Source organism: Bacillus sp. ATD (assembly GCF_050585765.1).
Taxonomy (GTDB): Bacteria; Bacillota; Bacilli; order Bacillales; family Bacillaceae; genus Bacillus; species Bacillus stercoris.
Window position 1 is genome coordinate 1 of the sequence record NZ_JBOBQH010000003.1, and the last position, 20,876, is coordinate 20,876.

The 20,876-nt window shown below is 45.2% G+C and carries 14 protein-coding genes and 2 pseudogenes; 14 read left to right on the forward strand and 2 right to left on the reverse strand.

Going from position 1 to position 20,876, the window contains the following annotated elements; translation table 11 throughout:
• The 14 genes and pseudogenes from ACQXR1_RS08250 to nrnB all read left to right on the forward strand — a co-directional run.
• On the forward strand, positions 1 to 3,628 hold a 3,628-nt coding region (locus tag ACQXR1_RS08250), incomplete at its 5' end, for an amino acid adenylation domain-containing protein (RefSeq protein WP_430771978.1).
• A gap of 7 nt (positions 3,629 to 3,635) precedes the next feature.
• Positions 3,636 to 7,475, forward strand: coding sequence for a non-ribosomal peptide synthetase (locus ACQXR1_RS08255; RefSeq protein ID WP_430772082.1), 3,840 nt, complete (start codon positions 3,636 to 3,638; stop codon positions 7,473 to 7,475).
• 111 nt (positions 7,476 to 7,586) lie between these two features.
• Complete coding sequence (locus ACQXR1_RS08260) at positions 7,587 to 7,979, forward strand: DUF1360 domain-containing protein (protein WP_014476970.1); 393 nt, start codon at positions 7,587 to 7,589, stop codon at positions 7,977 to 7,979.
• A gap of 153 nt (positions 7,980 to 8,132) precedes the next feature.
• The gene (locus ACQXR1_RS08265; protein ID WP_168780970.1) at positions 8,133 to 9,665 is read left to right on the forward strand and encodes a glycoside hydrolase family 10 protein; all 1,533 of its coding nucleotides are present in this window, start codon (positions 8,133 to 8,135) and stop codon (positions 9,663 to 9,665) included.
• A gap of 73 nt (positions 9,666 to 9,738) precedes the next feature.
• Positions 9,739 to 9,915, forward strand: a pseudogene (locus tag ACQXR1_RS08270) (GNAT family N-acetyltransferase); the annotation flags it as partial.
• A 4-nt stretch (positions 9,916 to 9,919) separates the two neighbouring features.
• Positions 9,920 to 10,126: pseudogene (locus tag ACQXR1_RS08275) on the forward strand (hypothetical protein); the annotation flags it as partial.
• A gap of 90 nt (positions 10,127 to 10,216) precedes the next feature.
• Positions 10,217 to 11,359, forward strand: a complete 1,143-nt coding sequence (locus tag ACQXR1_RS08280) for an acyl-CoA dehydrogenase (protein ID WP_014664158.1) — start codon at positions 10,217 to 10,219, stop codon at positions 11,357 to 11,359.
• A 43-nt stretch (positions 11,360 to 11,402) separates the two neighbouring features.
• Positions 11,403 to 13,052, forward strand: coding sequence for an AMP-binding protein (locus tag ACQXR1_RS08285; RefSeq protein WP_430771979.1), 1,650 nt, complete (start codon positions 11,403 to 11,405; stop codon positions 13,050 to 13,052).
• 9 nt (positions 13,053 to 13,061) lie between these two features.
• Positions 13,062 to 14,396, forward strand: coding sequence for an acetyl-CoA carboxylase biotin carboxylase subunit (locus ACQXR1_RS08290; protein ID WP_430771980.1), 1,335 nt, complete (start codon positions 13,062 to 13,064; stop codon positions 14,394 to 14,396).
• Positions 14,397 to 14,410: 14 nt separating this feature from the next.
• The gene (locus tag ACQXR1_RS08295; protein WP_014664155.1) at positions 14,411 to 14,632 is read left to right on the forward strand and encodes an acetyl-CoA carboxylase biotin carboxyl carrier protein subunit; all 222 of its coding nucleotides are present in this window, start codon (positions 14,411 to 14,413) and stop codon (positions 14,630 to 14,632) included.
• A gap of 14 nt (positions 14,633 to 14,646) precedes the next feature.
• Positions 14,647 to 15,546 (forward strand): hydroxymethylglutaryl-CoA lyase, encoded by a 900-nt coding sequence (ldeG, locus tag ACQXR1_RS08300; protein ID WP_151257150.1) that lies wholly within the window; start codon positions 14,647 to 14,649, stop codon positions 15,544 to 15,546.
• A gap of 20 nt (positions 15,547 to 15,566) precedes the next feature.
• On the forward strand, positions 15,567 to 16,349 hold the full coding sequence (locus tag ACQXR1_RS08305; RefSeq protein ID WP_430771981.1) for an enoyl-CoA hydratase: 783 nt from the start codon (positions 15,567 to 15,569) through the stop codon (positions 16,347 to 16,349).
• A 10-nt stretch (positions 16,350 to 16,359) separates the two neighbouring features.
• Entirely contained in the window at positions 16,360 to 17,895 is a 1,536-nt protein-coding gene (locus tag ACQXR1_RS08310; RefSeq protein WP_430771982.1) for an acyl-CoA carboxylase subunit beta, read from the forward strand.
• A gap of 169 nt (positions 17,896 to 18,064) precedes the next feature.
• Complete coding sequence (nrnB, locus tag ACQXR1_RS08315) at positions 18,065 to 19,264, forward strand: oligoribonuclease NrnB (protein WP_430771983.1); 1,200 nt, start codon at positions 18,065 to 18,067, stop codon at positions 19,262 to 19,264.
• Positions 19,265 to 19,312: 48 nt separating this feature from the next.
• On the opposite strand, the gene ACQXR1_RS08320 is transcribed toward nrnB, so the two are convergent.
• Positions 19,313 to 19,909, reverse strand: a complete 597-nt coding sequence (locus tag ACQXR1_RS08320; RefSeq protein ID WP_003231529.1) for a DedA family protein — start codon at positions 19,907 to 19,909, stop codon at positions 19,313 to 19,315.
• A 72-nt stretch (positions 19,910 to 19,981) separates the two neighbouring features.
• Positions 19,982 to 20,875 carry a UTP--glucose-1-phosphate uridylyltransferase GalU gene (galU, locus tag ACQXR1_RS08325; RefSeq protein WP_430771984.1) on the reverse strand — a complete coding sequence of 298 codons (894 nt, stop codon included), beginning with the start codon at positions 20,873 to 20,875 and terminating at the stop codon, positions 19,982 to 19,984.
• Between the last annotated feature and the right edge of the window lies 1 nt (position 20,876).

Sequence of the window (20,876 nt, forward strand, 5' to 3'; positions counted from 1 at the left end):
ACATCAGGATTATCCGTTCGAAGAGCTTGTCGATAAGCTTGAATTGACAAGGGATATGAGCAGAAACCCGCTGTTTGATGCCATGCTAGTTGTCCAAAATAATGATTACGAGCCATTGCAACTGCATGATTTGCAAATGAAGCCGGCACAAGTTTCTCATCTCGTGTCTAAGTTCGATTTAACATTACAAGCATCTGAAGGTGACGGAAACATCCATTTCCTTATTGAATATTCAACAGCACTGTTTGAGAAAACCACCATTGAACGCTGGGCGTCGCACTTGACAAATATACTTCGCATCATCGGCAAACACCCGGAGGTGACACTCAATCATATCGACGTCCTGACACAAGAAGAGCGGAACCAGCTGCTCAATGAGTTTAACACCGGGCAAGCGAATCAGTACGAAGTACAAACAATCAGTCAATTGTTTGAACAGCAAGCTGCACGAACACCAAAAACGTCTGCACTTGTCAGCGGAGACAAAACACTGACTTATCAAGAGTTGGACGAGTGGTCCAATGGAATCGCACACACATTACGCAGCAGAGGTGTTAAACCGGACACACCAGTAGGCATCATGGTGCATCGTTCGTTTAGTATGGTGGCAGCCATACTTGGTGTGTGGAAAGCTGGAGGCTGTTACGTGCCTATTGATCCTGCATACCCGGCGGAACGGAAACGCTATATCCTAAGCGACAGCGGAACGAAACTGCTAATGACAGTAAATGAAGCGGATTGGGGAGAACTTGCTGATTTTGAAGGAGAGGTCTTGACGATAGAGAGCGCGGAGGCTTATGACAAATCGCCGCTGCCGCAAGTGTCGTCTGCCCACCATTTGGCTTATATCATTTATACTTCAGGAACGACGGGCCGGCCAAAAGGGGTGATGGTCGAGCATAAAGGCATTGCCAACACGCTTCTGTGGCGGCGAAACGCTTATGCATTCAACGAGACAGATGCCATCCTGCAGCTCTTTTCTTTCTCATTTGACGGCTTTTTAACTAGTATGTTCACACCGCTTTTGTCAGGTGCAAAAGCAGTTCTGCTTCATGAAGAGGAAGCAAAGGACATTCTGGCCATTAAGCATCAGCTGTCTCGTCACCGGATTACACATATGATTATTGTGCCTGTTTTATATCGAGCGCTTTTGGACATAGTGCAGCCGGCAGATGTAAAGACACTTAGAGTCGTCACACTAGCGGGAGAAGCAGTTGACCGCGAATTGATCCACCGCAGCTTGGCCATTTGTCCGCATACCGAACTCGCCAACGAATATGGGCCTACAGAAAACAGCGTGGCAACAACCGTCATGAGACATATGGAAAAGCAGACATGCGTAAGCATCGGCCAGCCGATTGACGGGACTCAAGTACTGATTTTAAATAGCAGTCATCAGCTTCAGCCAATCGGTGTTGCGGGAGAACTTTATATAGCTGGAACAGGGCTTGCAAGGGGGTACGTCAATCTTCCGGAACAGACAGAGAGAGCCTTCACAAAGAACCCATTCAAACCTGAAACACGAATGTACCGAACAGGAGACGCCGCCAGATGGATGGCCGACGGAACACTCGAATATCTGGGAAGAATCGATGATCAAGTCAAAATTAGAGGATACCGTGTAGAAACGAAAGAAATTGAATCGGTCATCCGTTGTATAAACGGTGTACAAGACGCCGCAGTAGTTGCTCATGTAACAGCGTCAGGACAAACCGAATTAAGCGCTTATGTTGTGACAAAACCAGAGTTGAGCACAAATACTGTACGCTCAGAATTACAAAACAAGCTGCCGGTGTTTATGCACCCTGCGTTTATTGAAAAACTGGATGCACTTCCATTGTCACCTAACGGTAAGCTGGATCGCAGAGCACTTCCGAAACCCGTATCGAAGAGCGGAGCTGAACGTCCATTCCTCGCGCCAGCCAGCAAGATGGAACAAATACTGGCGGATATATGGACAGAAGTACTGGGGGCAGAAAAAATCGGAACTGCTGATTCGTTCTTTGAACTTGGAGGAGATTCGATCAAAGCGTTACAAGTATCCGCGCGGCTTCATCGGATAGGAAAGCAAATGGCAGTAAAAGATTTGTTTAGCCATCCGACCATTCAAGAACTGGCAGCTTATATCCGTGATTCAGATACAAGTTCCAGCCAAGCTGCGGTTGAGGGAGACGTACAATGGTCGCCTGTTCAAAAATGGTTTCTTTCTCAAGAGATAAAAGAAAGACACCATTTTAATCAGTCCGTTATGCTGCATCGGAGCACTTCTGTACAAGAGGTGGCACTTCGTAAAACGTTAAAAGCAATAACGTGTCATCATGATGCGCTGCGGATGGTATTTACACAGAATGAACAAGGAAAGTGGAGTCAATATAATCGGCCGCTCAGTCATTCGGACGACGCGCTGTACGGCCTTCAGATTATTGATTTGTCGGCTCCAGACGGCACTGATGGTAATAGACCGTATGAATCTCTTATCAAAACCCATGTACTTGATCTTCAGCAGAAAATGGATTTAAAAAATGGTCCGCTGCTGCAAGCCGGTCTTTTTCACACAATTGACGGTGATTTCTTATTTTTATCTGCTCATCACCTCGTTGTTGACGGTATTTCGTGGCGAGTGCTGTTAGAAGATTTGGCTTTAGGCTATCGTCAAGCTGCAGGTGGGGAAGAGATTCAGCTGCCGCCTAAAACAAGCTCATTTAAAGCGTATACGAAAAAGCTCTCTGACTACGCTGAAAGCCAGCAGCTAATGAAACAGCTTAAGTATTGGCGCGAAACCGAAGAATATCAAACAGAGGCACTGCCTATTGATCAAATCGCCGAGACTAGAGCACACGAGGGACAACGGTCCACGATTTCGTTTACCTTAAACGAGAAAGAGACAGCTGCGCTCTTAAAAGACGCCAACAGCGCATATAACACTGATACGCAGGACATGCTGCTGTCTTCTGTCATTCTTGCGCTGCACCATTGGACCAATCGATCCGCCTTCAAACTATCATTAGAGGGACACGGGCGAGAGGGTGTATTAGACGGGATAGATGTGAGCCGTACGGTTGGATGGTTTACCGCCATTTATCCGTTATTGGTTAAACTGAACACAGACTTGCTAGATTCAGAAGAAGGCATAGTTCATGTGCTAAAAACAACAAAAGATACACTGAGACGCGTACCGGACAAAGGATTCGGCTACGGTGTCATTAAATATTTGACGCCGCCTGACAAAAAAGACATCAATTTCATAGGCACGCCAGAAATCAGCTTCAATTATTTGGGGCAATTTGAAAGCAGCAGTCCAACTGAAGTATCTGAAGAAGACGCCTTCTCATTCTCTCCGCTTGGTGCCGGGGATGATATCAGCACAACATGGAACCGTGAACAGTTACTGGATATCAGCGCAATCGCTGCAGAAGGGAAAATGACTGTCAATATGACTTATGACACTACGCGTTTTCAGCACAAAACCATCGAACAGCTTAGCGAAACATGCCGTCAATGTTTATTACAGCTGATCGAACACTGCCAGAACAAAAGCGAAACAGAAAAGACCATCAGTGATTTTGATGATCAAGAACTGACCGAGGACGCGCTGCAAGAGATTGCTGATATGCTCAGTTTTCACTAATGAATCCGTGAAGAAAGGTGCAGACATTATGGATAACATCAAAAAAATCAAGAACATTTATCCTCTGAGTCACATGCAGGAGGGAATGCTCTTTCATTCCTTCCTCCGTAAAGAGGAGGGAGCATACGTTGAACAGTCGCTTTTTACCATTAAAGGAAGCCTTAGTTATGAATGGTTTCAGCGCAGCATTCAAACCATCATCGACCGCCATGACATTTTCAGAACCGTCTTTTTGCCGCATGTTCCGCATTTGTCGGGACCTCGGCAAGTCGTGATGACAGAACGCGAATTTCATTTGTGCAGCCAAGACATTTCCCATCTGCCAACAAACGACCAGAATGAGTATATTGAATGCTTTAAGGAAAGAGACAAACAAAAAGGCTTTGATTTGCAAAAAGACATGCTGATGCGAATTTCTCTATTCAAAACAGCTGAAGAGGAGCATGTCTGTGTCTGGAGCCATCATCACATTTTAATGGACGGCTGGTGCCTTGGCATCGTACTTCAGGAATTTATGCAGATTTATCAATCTATCTGTACAGGTAAAACACTTTCTTTAGCCCCTGTCCGTCCGTACAGCACCTATATTTCCTGGCTGACAAACCGTGACAAAGCAAAAGCGGCGGAGTACTGGGATGCCTATTTAAAAAACTATAGCACTCCATCACCGCTGCCTCGTGTGTCTGATAAAGAAACAAAAGAAGGGTATCTCCGTGAAGATTTGGTATTTTCATTAAGTAAGTCACTGACTGACAAGCTGAAAGAGACTGCCAAACAACACGGCGTCACCCTCGCTACCCTAATTCAGGCCGTCTGGGGCGTTATGCTCCAGCAATATAACCGCACCGACGACGTTGTATTTGGTGCGGTTGTATCAGGCAGACCGTCAGAAATTCCGGGCGTGGAGCAAATGATAGGATTGTTTATCAATACCATTCCGGTTCGCATTAAAACACAGCAAGACGAAACGTTCCAAGAACTGCTCAGACGATGCCAGAAAGAAATGCTGGAAGCTGAGCCGTTTACCTGTCAGCCTCTATTTGATATTCAGGCAAACACAACATTAAAACAGGAACTGATTGATCACATTTTCGTCTTTGAAAACTATCCGTTACAGCAGAAAATCGCCGATTCCGCTGATCAAACCGATTCACCGCTGCAAATCGATCAAGTTCAAGTATCCGAGCAATCAGGATATCACTTTAATCTTGTCGTTGCTCCCGGCGAAGAACTTGTCATCAAATTCAGCTATAATGCGTTCGTTTACGATGCTGCTTGGATCAGCTGTATCAAGAGGCAATTTACGCAAGCACTAAGCACAGCTGCACATTATCCTGATATTCCCATTGCTGATTTTTCTTTTCTTGATGCAACAGAAAAAGAGCAGATTGTCACACAGTTCAACAATACAAAAACAGAATATCCAAAGAATCATACAATTATCGATTTATTTCGTGAACAAGCAGAAAAGACGCCAGACCATACCGCACTTGTATATGGGAATATGTCTTTTTCGTATGAAGAGCTTGATAAACGCTCAAATTCACTCGCCAGAGCGTTATATCAAAAAGGGTTTCGGAAAAACGAGACAGCCGGAATATTAGCTGCTCATTCTCCCGAATTCATCATCAGTGTGCTTGCCGTTTTAAAAGCAGGGGGAGCATACCTCCCGCTTGATGCTGAGCTCCCTACTGAACGAGCCAGCTTTATGCTTGAGGAAACGCAAGCAAAAATGCTGATTGTTCAAAAGGGGCTGGAGCAAACAACTGCATTCTCAGGAACAAGTATCATTTCAGATGCGCAGGGATTGATGGAAGAGAACGATATCCCTATCAACATCAGCTCCAGCCCGGATCATCTTGCGTACATCATGTATACCTCAGGATCAACAGGCCGGCCGAAAGGCGTCATGATCACCAATCGCAATGTCGTGTCCCTTGTCAAAAACAGCAATTACACGTCTGCGTCCGTTGATGACCGATTTATTCTGACTGGATCTATCAGCTTTGACGCCGTCACCTTTGAAATGTTCGGGGCGCTATTAAATGGTGCAAGCCTTCATATCATTGATCAATCGATACTGCTGTCACCTGATCGGTTTGGGGCGTATTTGATTAAAAATGACATCACCGTGCTATTTTTAACGACAGCTCTTTTTAATCAGCTGGCACAGGTACGAGCAGACATGTTCAGCGGGCTCCACACATTATATGTCGGAGGAGAAGCACTTTCTCCCGCCCTGATGAATGCTGTCAGACACGCCTGTCCTGATCTTGCGCTTCATAATATTTACGGACCTACGGAAAACACGACATTTTCAACCTTTTTTAAGATGAAAAGAGACTATGCAGGGCCGATTCCGATCGGGAAACCAATCAGTAATAGCACCGCTTATATCTTAGGTGTAAAAGGGAAACTTTTGCCAATAGGCGTTCCCGGCGAGCTTTGTGTAGGCGGCGATGGAGTCGCAAAAGGCTATTTGAACAGAGAAGATCTGACAAATGCTGTTTTTTCTCCACATCCTTTCTTGCCTGGAGAAAGAATATACCGTACCGGTGATCTGGCGCGCTGGCTGCCCGATGGAAACTTAGAATACATCAGCAGGATTGACAGGCAGATGAAAATCCGCGGAAAACGAATTGAGCCCGCCGAAATTGAAGCGCGCCTGTTAGAAATGGAAGGTGTGCAGGAAGCGGCAGTGACAATGAGAGAAATTGACGGAGAGGGACAGCTGTACGCTCATTACGTCGGCGATGACAAACGAACAGAAAAGGAGATACGTGCCGATTTGGCGCGTGTGCTCCCAGACTATATGATCCCGCAGCACTGGGTGCGTGTGGACCGGATGCCGCTGACCGGAAACGGAAAAATAGACCGCAGCGCTCTTCCTATACCAGAAAATAAGCCTGACAAACGGAAGGACATCACACTGCCAAGAAACTTGGTTGAGGAAGAATTGGCGAACATTTGGAAGCATGTTCTCGGTGTCAACACAATCAGTATTGATGATGACTTCTTTGCACTTGGCGGACATTCACTAAAAGCGCTGCAGGTCATACACACCCTGAAGCACCAGCAGCAAATTGATATACCGATTGATTTGTTATTCGAACATCCGACAATCGCTCAGCTTGCCGAAACACTTTACTCTAAACAGCTGACAGACGCAAATGAACAGCATGTGATCAAACTGAACCAGCACGGCGCGCAAAACCTGTTCTGCTTCCCGCCGATATCAGGATTTGGCATTTATTTCAAAGACCTTGCTTTATTGCTGAATGACAAGGCATCTGTCTACGGCTTTCACTTTATAGAACACGACACCCGCATTGAACAATATGTTAATTGCATCACGGACATACAGCCTGAAGGCCCATACGTTTTATTAGGCTACTCCGCAGGCGGAAACCTGGCTTTTGAAGTGGCACAGGCTATGGAGCGCAAAGGATTGGAAGTCAGCGACTTCATTATCGTGGACGCTTATCTCAAAAAACAGTCTTTGCCTATCGATACAGGAAATGACGAATCTGCAGCATATCTGCCTGAAGCGGTCAGAGAAAAGGTGATCAAGAAAAAGAGAAACTATCAGGCATATTGGGCACAATTGCTAAATGAAGGGCGCATCAAAGCAAACATTCATTTCATTGAAGCTGGAATTCAAACCGAAACCAGCGGGCATACAGGCTTGACGAAATGGGAGGGAGCCTGTGGAACCTACAGTGAGTACACGGGCTTTGGCGCTCATAAAGACATGCTGGAAGGAACATATGCTGAAAAGAATGCTGACATCATCCTCGACATAATAGACAAGATCACTTTAAATAACGCGATACTGCAAAAACGATAAGCGAATTAGCGGACAGAGGCATGCATTCTCTGTCCGTCTTTCTGTTTGTATCAAGAATGGATAAAGGACACTAGGGAATGATAACATCATCCTTTTTCTTGGAGGCTTCCCATGGATCACCTATCTTTTCTTACATTTATCATGCTGATTCTAGCCAGTTACAGGCTGACACATTTGATTGTATTCGACAAAATCACAGAATTTATCCGAAAACCTTTTATGAAAAAGAAAAGGATTGTAGATCAAAACGGGCATGTAGACGAAAAAAGCGTGCCGGCTTCTAATTTTGGATACATGCTCAATTGCTACTGGTGTGCCGGTGTTTGGTGTGCCATCTTGATCGGACTTGGCTATCTTTTTTTGCCTCGTATTGCTATACCGCTGATCTTTATTTTAGCCATCGCCGGGGCACAAGCGATCCTTGAAACGGCTGTCGGTGTCGGCGTAAAACTCATTGATGTGTTAAAAAGCCTGCAAACCATGATGAATGATAAAAAGTCCTAAAAGCGGCTCACAACATGCTTTAGGACTTTTTTCGTTTATTTAGTGAGATAGACATAAATCCTGATTTCTTCATTCTGTTAATCACCCTTTTATAGCCCGGGAATACCGTAATAGCGAATAGTGAAAGTGATGTAATGGGGGAGAAGAAACAGAATGAAGGTTTGCCAAAAGTCGATTGTCCGTTTCCTTGTCAGCTTGATCGTCGGAACGTTTGTCATCTCCGTTCCGTTTATGGCCAATGCGCAGTCTGACAGGGAGCTGAGAGCCGTATGGATAGCTTCCGTATTGAACATTGATTGGCCGTCAAAAAAAGGGTTATCGGTTGAAAAGCAAAAGCAGGAGTATAGCAAACTGCTCGATGATGTGCAAAAAATGGGAATGAATACCGTTATTGTTCAGATTAAACCGACGGCTGATGCCTTTTATCCATCCGCTTACGGACCTTGGTCTGAATACTTAACAGGTGTCCAAGGGAAAGACCCGGGCTATGATCCGCTTGCATTTATGATTGAGGAAACCCATAAACGAAATTTGGAATTTCACGCATGGTTTAATCCATACCGTATTACGATGAATCATACAGATCTTAATAAATTGTCTGAAGATCACCCGGCAAGAAAACATCCAGACTGGGTTGCCGCCTACGGAAACCAGCTGTATTATCATCCGGGCATTCCAGAAGCGAGAGATTTTATCGTTAAAGGCATTGAAGAAGTCGTAAAACATTATGATATCGATGCCGTTCATATGGATGATTATTTTTATCCTTATAAAATAGCGGGAAAGGAATTTCCTGATCAAGCACAGTATGAACAATACGGAAAACACGCTTTTTCGAATATTGATGACTGGCGGCGGGACAATGTGAACCAGCTTGTCAAACAAATCAATCAAACAATTAAAGCTTCAAAACCGTATGTCAAATTCGGCATCAGTCCCTTTGGCGTATGGAGAAACGCTGCAGATGACCCGACCGGATCGAATACAAAAGCAGGCGTCAGAAATTATGACGACCTATATGCAGACACAAGACATTGGATCCAAGAAGGTGACATCGATTATATCGCTCCGCAAATTTATTGGAGTATCGGCTTTAATGCAGCGGCTTACGACGTGCTGGCTGATTGGTGGAGCAATGAAGTTAAAAATAAGCCTGTTCACTTATATATTGGCCAGGCAGCATATAAAATCAATAACAATTTTGATCCGCCTTGGTCCGATCCCGAGGAATATGTGCGGCAAATCACGTTGAACCGTCAGCATGAGCTGGTAAAAGGAAGCATGCATTTCAGCCTCAAGGACCTCAACAAAAATCCGCTTGGCATCAAAGACAGGCTCATCACTGATCTTTACAGCAAGCCGGCATTGGTTCCGCAAATGCCTTGGCTTGACAGTACCGCTCCCAAAAAACCGAAGCTTACAAAAGTCATCGAAAACAAAAACGGCAACCTTCTGCAGATTAAAGATCACCCATCAAATCAAAAAACGAAAGAAACAGTCTATTATGCGATATACAGAGCCGAAGGGAAAAAGCAGAAAACATTGCTGGCAACGCAAAGAAAAACACATGAGCAGCAAACCTTCTTAGATAACACGGCAGATCCTAACAAGAAATATACGTATTATGTCACCTCAGCAGACCGGCTTCATAACGAAAGCAAGACTTCCAAACGAACAACAAAATAAGAAATGAGACGGACGGCTTTCGAAGTCGTCTTTTTTAAAAAATTGATGTTGGAAACAGGAAACGATGACACACATGAATGTGGAAGCGGTGTTTGGACATTTTCCAGTATTGGAATCTGAGAACCTAGTACTAAGTAAAATCGAAGAGATCCATGTACAGGACGTGTTTTCGATCTATGATAATGAAAAAGTATTCGATTACTGCGGAATCATCCCGAAACATAACATAAAAACAGTACATAACATGATTACCCAAACTCGACCGATCACAGTACGCGGTGATCAAGCTCGGTATATGGGGGTCAGCGGTCGGTTTATTGATTGATACGATTTCCCTTTGGAATCACCCCCTTATCTTCCCGGCTCTATCAAAGGGCCAAGTCATTGCGTTTGCGATATGGATGGTATGCGCCTACGGCATGTATTTGCTCATTCCGCTGATATTATCACATAAAAAATGATTCAGTTTTAATTTTCAGACTTTTCTTGTCAGGGAATGATTATAGAACTCGCCTAATAAAATGTTACAAAGATGTGAAGGAGGAAACGACGTGAATTTTGAGCTGACAAAAGAACAACAAATGGTGCGTGAAATGGTAAAAGATTTTGCGAAAAAAGAAATTGCTCCTCACGCTGAACATGTAGATCAAACGGGCGAGTTCCCGATCCAAACATTTAAAAAAATGGGTGAACTCGGGCTGATGGGTATTCCATTTCCAGAAGAGTACGGCGGATCTGGCGGTGATACGATTTCATATGCCTTAGCGGTTGAAGAAGTCGGCAAAGCTTGCGGCAGTACTGGATTAAGCTACGCTGCAGCGGTCTCATTAGGCGCCAGCCCTCTTTATTACTTTGGAACAGAAGAACAAAAACGGACGCATTTGACGCCGCTGGCTTCGGGAACAGCACTCGGATCATTCGGCCTGACGGAACCAAATGCCGGCTCAGATGCGGGAGGCACTCAAACAAAAGCGATTTCAAATGGTGACGAATATGTAATCAACGGCGAAAAGTGCTGGATCACAAATGCAAGCTACGCACGGACAGTTATTGTGACCGCGGTAACAGGCAAAAACAAAGACGGAAAAAACATTATCTCCGCATTGATTGTGCCAACTGACACACCAGGACTCACGATTACGAGCCCGTACGATAAAATGGGCGTCCGTGGTTCGAATACAGCAGAAATTTTGCTTGAGGATGTAAGAGTGCCTGCGGGCAACTTACTCGGCGATCCAACAAAAGGATTTAAACAATTTCTATATACGCTGGACGGCGGGCGAATCTCCATTGCTGCTCTTGCGGTTGGCATTGCCCAGGCGGCACTTGACGCATCATTGGCATATGCGAAAGAACGGAAGCAATTTGGACAGCCGATTTCTTCCTTCCAAGCGATTCAATTTAAGCTTGCTGACATGGCGATGGAAATTGATCTGGCACGGCAAATGGTGTTAAAAGCCGCCTGGCTGAAAGACCATAACCGCCCGTTCACAAAAGAAGCGGCATACGCCAAGTTGTTCGCATCTGAAATGGCGACTAGAGCTTGCAATCAAGCCATTCAAATCCATGGAGGTTCAGGATATATGAAAGAGTACGGGGTGGAACGGATGCTGCGGGATGCAAAATTAATGGAAATCGGTGAAGGCACATCTGAAATTCAGCGCCTCGTAATCGCCAGACAGCTTTTAAAATGAAAATGTAAACGCTTTCTAACTATTAAGAAAGGAGGAACAATCAATGGCTGAACTCATCCATTCCACAATCGGCAGGCTGCTGGAACAAACAGCTGAAGCGCATCCCCATCGAGACGCGGTTGTGTATCCAGACCGGAATATCCGCTATACGTACGCCCAATTTGACAGTCTGTGCCGCCAAACCGCTAAAGGTCTCATGCGGATGGGGATTGAAAAAGGAGATCACGTCGCCATATGGGCTTCTAATATCCCTGAATGGCTTGCCGTCCAGTTCGCAACTGCGAAGATTGGAGCCGTGCTCGTAACCGTCAATACCAATTATCAAGCACACGAGCTTGATTACTTGTTAAAGCAATCGGATGCCGCAGCGCTTATCATCATGGATTCATACAGGGGCACTTCTTATCCAGACATTGTGAACAGTTTGATACCAGAACTGAAAGAAGCAAAGCCCGGCCAACTGAAATCAGAACGCTATCCCTTTTTAGAAACACTGATCTATATTGGCAATAAACGATTGCCTGGCTTGTATCATTGGGACGATATAGAGAGATTGGCGAAAACAGTGACAGATGCTGAGCTGGAAGCAAGAATGAACAGCCTGGATAAAGACGATGTGATTAACATGCAATACACATCAGGAACAACAGGGTTTCCTAAAGGCGTGATGCTGACCCATTTTAATGTCATCAATAACGCTGCCAATATTGCTGAATGTATGGCTTTATCCGCTCAAGACCGCATGTGCATCCCGGTTCCGTTTTTTCACTGCTTCGGATGCGTGCTCGGGGTTTTGGCATGTGTGTCCGTCGGGGCAGCCATGATACCTGTTCCAGAATTTGATCCCGTTACCGTCCTTAAAACGGTAGAAAAAGAGAAATGCACAGCGCTGCATGGTGTGCCTACCATGTTTATCGCCGAGCTGCATCATCCGGATTTTGATGCATATGATCTATCAACGCTCCGAACAGGCATCATGGCCGGCTCTCCCTGTCCAAGTGAAGTAATGAAAGCTGTGATTGAAAGGATGGGCATGAAAGACATTACAATCGCCTATGGACAAACAGAAGCCTCGCCGGTCATTACGCAAACGAGGGCAAATGATTCCTTCATAAGAAGAGTCGAAACAACCGGCCGAGCCCTGCCGCATACTGAAGTGAAAATTGTAGAGCCCGGAACATGCCAAGAAGTTCAAAGAGGCGTGCAGGGAGAGCTATGCACCCGCGGCTATCACGTCATGAAAGGCTATTATAAAGACAAAGAAGCGACCAGAAAAGCAATCAATCATGACGGATGGCTATTTACAGGAGATCTTGCTGTCATGGATGAAGACGGGTACTGCCGTATCACCGGAAGATTAAAAGATATGCTCATCAGAGGCGGCGAGAACATTTACCCGCGGGAAATTGAAGAATTTTTATACCGGCATCCCGCTGTTTTAGACGTACAGGTCGTTGGTGTGCCAGACGCCAAATTCGGGGAGGAGGCTGCAGCCTGGATTAAACTAAAAGACGGGAAAAGCGTTTCATCTGATGATCTTAAAGCCTATTGCAAAGGAAAAATCGCCCGCCACAAAATTCCGCGTTATGTGATTTTTACAGACGACTATCCGATGACGGCTTCAGGCAAAATTCAAAAATATAAACTGCGAGAAAAAACCATTGAAATGTTCAACTTATCATCAACTCAATGAGGTGAAATCATGTTTACTAAAGTACTGATCGCCAACCGCGGAGAAATTGCAATGAGAATTATCCGAACGTGCAGCCGTCTAGGCATCAAAACAGTCGCGGTTTATTCAGAAGCAGACAAGGAAGCGCCCCATACAAAAGCCGCTACAGAGTCTTATTTGATCGGGGAATCAAGAGTCAGTGAAAGTTATTTAAATATAGAGAGAATCATAGAGACGGCAAAAAAAGCAAATGCCGACGCGATCCACCCGGGATATGGATTGTTATCAGAAAACAGCCGATTTGCTGAACGCTGCAAGCAAGAAAACATCGTGTTTATCGGACCTTCACCCGATATCATCGCAAAGATGGGCAGCAAAATTGAAGCGCGCAAAGCAATGGAGGCTGCGGGTATCCCTGTGGTGCCCGGCGTTTCAGAACCCCTCGAAGACATAGAGGCAGCCTGCCGCACTGCTAGTCAAATCGGATATCCTGTCATGCTGAAAGCTTCAGCGGGCGGAGGCGGCATCGGAATGCAGCTTGTTGAAAATGAAGAAGCATTAAAAAAAGCGTACGAGGGGAACAAAAAGCGCGCGGCAGATTTTTTCGGTGACGGATCAATGTATATAGAAAAAGTCATTGAACATGCACGCCATATCGAAGTTCAGCTTTTAGCCGATCAACACGGCCATACAGTACATCTGTTTGAACGCGATTGCTCAGTTCAGAGGCGCCACCAAAAAGTCATTGAAGAAGCGCCGTCTCCATTTGTAGACGATGAACTGAGAATGAAGATTGGGCAAACGGCAGTAATAGCAGCAAAGGCAATCGGCTATACGAACGCAGGCACCATCGAATTTATAGTTGACCAAAAGCAAAATTTTTATTTCCTCGAAATGAATACGAGACTGCAAGTTGAACACCCCGTGACTGAAGAAATAACAGGCCTGGACTTAGTTGAGCAGCAGCTGCGAATTGCTGCGGGCCATACACTCACATTCTCTCAAAAAGACATCAAACGAAACGGGCATGCGATAGAGGTGAGAATATACGCGGAAGACCCCAAGACCTTCTACCCGTCACCAGGCACGATCACTGCGTTCTCACTCCCTGACCATAAAGGGGTCAGACACGAATGTGCGGTAGCAAAAGACAGCATTGTTACCCCTTTTTATGACCCGATGATCGCTAAGATGATCGTCAAAGGCCAGTCCAGAACAGAAGCGATTGAAAAACTGGAGACAGCGCTTCGCGACTACCATGTAGAAGGAATCAAAACAAATCTTCCGCTTCTCATACAGGCTGCGGCATCAAAGGCATTTAAAGAAGGGGATGTTACGACTGACTTTTTGAAACAACACCTATAAAGGAGGCAGTTGTTATGACAGTTAGCATACAAATGGCAGGAAACCTGTGGAAAGTCCACGTCAAAGCCGGCGACAAAATTGAAAAAGGCCAGGAGGTTGCCATTTTGGAATCGATGAAAATGGAAATCCCGATCGTTGCCGATAGAAGCGGAGTCGTAAAAGAAGTCAAAAAAAATGAAGGCGACTTTGTAAATGAAGGCGACGTACTGCTCGAACTAAGCGATTCCACTCAATAACTTGGAGGAAGACCATGTCATATCCTAAAAAAGTGACAATCAAAGAAGTCGGCCCGCGTGACGGCTTACAAAACGAGTCCGCATGGATCGAAACAAAGGATAAAATAACCTGGATCAACCAGCTTTCCCGGACAGGGCTTTCGTATATTGAAATCACATCCTTCGTTCATCCGAAATGGATTCCGGCGCTTCGAGATGCTATTGATGTAGCAAAAGGCATCGACCGTGAAAAAGGGGTGACGTACGCGGCACTTGTCCCGAATCAAAAAGGACTGGAGAATGCGCTTGAAGGAGGCATTAACGAAGCTTGCGTTTTTATGTCCGCTAGCGAAACGCACAACAGAAAAAACATTAATAAATCCACTTCTGAAACTCTTCGTGTACTCAAACAAGTAAACAATGACGCAAAAAAAGCAAACCTCACAACAAGAGCCTACCTCTCGACTGTTTTCGGCTGTCCGTACGAAAAAGATGTCCCCATTGAACAAGTCATTCGCCTTTCAGAAGCTCTATTTGAATTTGGAATTTCTGAACTGTCGCTTGGAGATACGATTGGAGCGGCTAATCCTGCCCAAGTGGAAACTGTACTTGAAGCTCTATTGGCACGATTCCCCGCAAATCAAATCGCCCTGCATTTTCATGATACGAGAGGAACAGCGCTCGCCAACATGGTCACAGCGCTCCAAATGGGCATCACGGTGTTCGACGGCTCGGCAGGCGGGCTTGGCGGATGTCCATATGCGCCAGGTTCATCAGGAAACGCCGCAACTGAGGATATCGTGTACATGCTTGAACAGATGGGCATCAAAACAAATGTAAAGCTCGAAAAACTGCTATCTGCTGCCAAATGGATTGAAGAAAAAATGGGCAAACAGCTGCCGAGCCGAAATTTACAAGTATTTAAATCATCTTGATAAAAGAGAGGACGCATACAATGGGAGAATCTATTCTTTTCACTGTGAAAAATGAACATATTGCGTTGATCACCTTAAACAGGCCTCAAGCGGCAAATGCTCTTTCAGCAGAAATGCTTAGAAACCTGCAAATGAGTCTTCAGGAAATTGAATTCAACTCAAACATTCGCTGCGTTATCCTCACCGGCACCGGCGAAAAAGCGTTCTGTGCGGGGGCAGATCTGAAAGAACGAATAAAACTAAAAGAAGATCAGGTTCTGGAAAGTGTATCTCTCATTCAAAGAACAGCGTCTTTCCTTGAAGCCTTGCCGCAGCCAATCATAGCCGCGATAAACGGCAGCGCATTAGGCGGCGGGCTAGAATTGGCATTGGCATGCGATCTTCGAATTGCATCTGAATCAGCTGTGCTGGGACTTCCGGAAACAGGGTTAGCTATTATTCCAGGCGCTGGAGGGACCCAAAGACTGCCCCGGCTGATTGGCAGAGGAAAAGCCAAAGAATTAATTTATACTGGCAAACGCGTAACCGCTCATGAAGCAAAAGAGATAGGCCTTGTAGAGCATGTCACGGCTCCTTGTGACCTTATGCCAAAAGCAGAGGAACTGGCTGCTGCCATTTCTGCCAACGGGCCGATCGCTGTCCGTCAAGCTAAATTCGCGATCAATAAAGGATTGGAGACAGATCTCGCTACAGGTCTTGCGATTGAACAAAAGGCGTATGAACATACCATTCCTTCAAAAGACAGGAGAGAAGGACTTCAGGCGTTTCAAGAAAAAAGACGGGCCGTATACAAGGGAATATAAAAGGGAGGAAATGCTCATGGATTATGAAAAGGAACGAACAGAATTGGCCGAACGAATCCGAAAAGGCGGAGCGGAAAAGTATCACCAAAGCAATCGAGAAAAAGGCAAGCTCTTTGTCAGAGAGCGGCTCTCGCTTCTCTTTGACGATGGCATTGAGCTAGAAGACGCTTTTTTTGCGGAATGCATGTCAGACGGCCTTCCCGCTGACGGAGTGGTGACGGCGGTCGGCAAAATCGGCGGCCAAACTGTTTGCGTCATGGCAAATGATTCAACAGTGAAAGCGGGCTCCTGGGGAGCTAAAACCGTTGAAAAAATCATCAGAATTCAAGAAACTGCCGAAAAACTAAACGTTCCGCTCATTTATTTAGTCGATTCAGCAGGCGCCAGAATCACCGATCAAATCAATGTCTTTCCAGGGAGACGCGGAGCAGGAAGAATTTTTTATAATCAAGTCAAATTATCGGGACGCATTCCGCAAATCTGTTTGCTTTTCGGACCGTCTGCGGCAGGAGGCGCTTATATTCCGGCCTTCTGTGATATCGTCGTTATGGTAGACGGTAACGCCTCCATGTATTTAGGCTCGCCAAGGATGGCGGAAATGGTCATTGGTGAAAAAGTGTCTCTCGAAGAAATGGGCGGCGCTCGTATGCATTGCTCCATCTCCGGCTGCGGAGATATTCTTGCAGAAACTGAAGAAGAAGCCATACATCTGGCGCGGGCTTATTTGTCTTACTTTCCGGCAAATTTTCAAGAAAAGGCGCCCATTCATGAGGAACACCCGCCAAAACACTTCGACATCCCGCTTGCCGACGTCATTCCGCAAAACCAGAACGCACCTTTTGATATGCATGAGCTGATTGAGCGGATCATTGATGAAGGGTCATTTTTTGAGATCAAAGCCTTATTTGCACCAGAATTAGTAACAGGCTTCGCACGGATCGAGGGACAGCCTGTCGGCATTGTTGCAAACCAGCCCAAGGTTAAAGGCGGCGTCTTATTCCACGATTCAGCAGACAAAGCGGCTAAGTTTATTACCTTATGTGACGCATTTCATATCCCGTTGCTGTTCTTAGCGGATATTCCCGGTTTTATGATTGGCACAAAAGTGGAACAGGCGGGGATTATCAGACACGGAGCGAAAATGATTTCTGCGATGTCGGAGGCAACTGTTCCAAAGCTCTCTGTCATTGTCCGAAAAGCGTACGGAGCGGGGTTGTATGCAATGGCAGGGCCTGCCTTTGAACCGGACTGCTGTCTAGCGCTCCCAACCGCCCAAATCGCCGTTATGGGCCCTGAAGCTGCTGTAAACGCTGTCTACGCTAAAAAAATCGCCGAACTGCCAAAAGAAGAGAGAGCCGCATTTATCGGCAACAAACGGGAGGAATACAAAGAGGACATCAATATCTACCGTCTGGCTTCAGAAATGATCATTGATGCTGTTATCCCAGCCAATTCGCTGCGTGATGAGCTGGCCAAACGGCTGAAGGCATACATGACAAAGGAAATGACATTTACCAATCGAAAGCATCCGGTTTATCCGGTATAAAAAAGCAAGAACTTAGGAGCGCCAAAAGCGCTCTTTTATATATTCACAATAATAATATTATGTAAACTAATAGCCTTTGTATAAAACGCTTTGTTTTTTAGAATAGTAAATAAAGGCTGCCGCATCTTTAGCGGCAATTGTCAGTTTATCATAAAAAGGGGCCTACATTATGTATCATTTATATTCACATAACGACTTGGACGGAGTAGGATGCGGAATCGTAGCAAAATTGGCATTCGGAAAAGACGTTGAGGTCCGGTATAACTCTGTCAACGGCTTAAACGCACAGGTGCAGTACTTTTTAGAAAAAATGAAGGAGAGCAACAGACAAGATGCATTATTCATCACCGATCTCGCCGTCAATGAAGAAAACGAACAGAGATTGAATGATTATGTTCATGCAGGGGGCAAAGTGAAGCTTATTGACCACCATAAAACAGCCCTTCATTTGAATGAGCATGAATGGGGATTTGTCCAGGTGGAATACGATGATGGAAGGCTCACATCCGCGACGTCACTTTTATATGGCTATCTCGTTGAAAATGGATTCATGAAACCGACAAATGCCTTAGACCAATTCACAGAGCTCGTCCGTCAATACGATACATGGGAATGGGAGCGGTACGATCAAAAACAGGCGAAGCGGCTTAATGATCTTTTCTTTTTGCTGTCAATTGATGAATTTGAGGCAAAAATGATTCAGCGCCTTTCCTCGCATAACGAATTTTTCTTCGATGATTTTGAAGAAAAACTGCTTGATTTAGAAAACGAAAAAATTGAGCGTTACCTCCGCAGAAAGAAAAGGGAAATGGTACAAACCTTTGTGCACGAACACTGTGTAGGCATTGTTCACGCTGAATCGTACCATTCAGAACTGGGAAACAGGCTAGGGAAAGATAATCCGCACCTCGATTACATTGCAATTTTAAGCATGGGATCAAAACGAGTCAGTTTGCGCACTATTCATGATTACATCGATGTGTCAGAGATCGCCGGCCGATACGGAGGCGGAGGGCATGCAAAGGCATCCGGCTGTTCAATAACCGATGAAGTATACGAGTTGTTTGTAACTGAAGCTTTCCGGATTGATCCTGTACGGCCTGATGCTTTCCGTAACATGTATAATCTAAAAGGATCTGCGAACGGATCATTATATGAAAATCGTGCTCAAATGAGATTTTTTCTGTTTCCTTTAGACAACGAGTGGAATATCCAAATTAACGGGGAAACACAGGATGAAACATTCGCAGCGTTTGAAGAAGCAGAATGGTTCATTAAAAGAAATTATGCCGCATCGCTCGTGCGGGATGAAGTGTTTGTCGCATTTTTAGCGGAGAATCTGAAGCTGGCAAATCAGCATCGCAAGTAAAAAAATATGCATAGGGGAGCGTCATTCACCCCTATGCATATCCGCTAGCTATCGTTTGAATATGGCTGTACGTTTCTTGATCACAAAATAAAGGGCTATCACAACAACAGCCAATATCATAATCGGTGTTGTATAAGTACCCGCTATGTTCTCTACATCATCCCACTGGCTTCCCAGCTGTATGCCTAAATACACAAACAGGATAGACCATGGAATGATAGCAAGCACAGTCAGTACCACAAACTTGAGAAATGGCATTCTGGCAATACCTGCAGGAATGGATATCGCATGTCTGACAACCGGTATAAAACGAGCCGAGAAAACAACCCCAGCGCCGTACTTTTGAAACCAGTTTTCCGACATGTCGATATGATGCTTTTTAATTAATAAATACTTCCCGTATTTGTCCAAAAATGGCCTGCCTCCATAGCGGCCGATCCAGTAAATAAAGATCTGGGCAATGGTACCTCCGATAACGCCCGCAATAATGGCGCCTATAAATCCAATCGTGCCTTCCGATACCATATAGCCGCCATAAGCTAATACAATCTCACTCGGAATGATTTCAATCATTAACCCAATCGCAATACCCGCATATCCCATGTTCGTCAGCCATGTTAAAATTTCGCTTATCAAACTGCCCACATTCTTCACAACCTGTCCTAATCTTTTTCACTATTATATGACTGATTGACGAGCAAGATGGTTACAATTTTTTTACCGCAGCATTTCTTTCGTTTCCCGTTTGATCACACCTTCTAAATAGGCCAAAAGCTGAGATCTCATTTCGGGACGCATTAAGCCGATTTCAGTGCTCGCTTTAAAACAGCCCAGCTTATCGCCAATGTCATATCGATTTCCTTCCAGCAGCCGAGCATGGATCGGCTCATTACGGCAAACCTCACGAAGCGCATCTGTGAGCTGAATTTCATTTCCCGCGCCTCTGCCAATTGACCTCAAAACGGGGAAGATCGAAGAATTCAACACATACCGTCCCATTACGGCGATGTCGGAAGGCGCTTCTTCAGGTGAAGGCTTTTCAACTAAATCTTTCACTTCATACACATGCCCATGAGTTCCAGACGTATTAATAATACCATATTTGCTGACATCCTCAGGGAGAACTGACTGTACACCGACAACCTCTGTGCCATAAACGTCATATACATCCATTAATTGCCGAAGAGCCGGTGTTTCAGACACCATAATATCATCACCTAAAAGAACGGCAAAAGGCTCATCTCCGATAAAATGCTCCGCACACAGTACCGCATGGCCTAATCCGAGCGGTTCTTTCTGGCGGATGTAATGAATGTTGGCCAAATCGGCGATCTGCTGCATTTCTTCAAGTGTCTCCGTCTTGCCTTTTTCCCGCAGATTGAATTCCAATTCCGCCGATCGGTCAAAATGATCTTCAATCGAGCGTTTGTTTCTCCCTGTAATAATCAGTATATCTTCAATTCCTGACTCTACGGCCTCTTCTACAATATATTGGATTGCTGGTTTGTCGACGATTGGGAGCATTTCTTTAGGCTGCGCCTTTGTCGCCGGCAGAAATCTCGTTCCTAAACCCGCTGCGGGAATAACCGCTTTTCTCACTTTTTTTCTCATT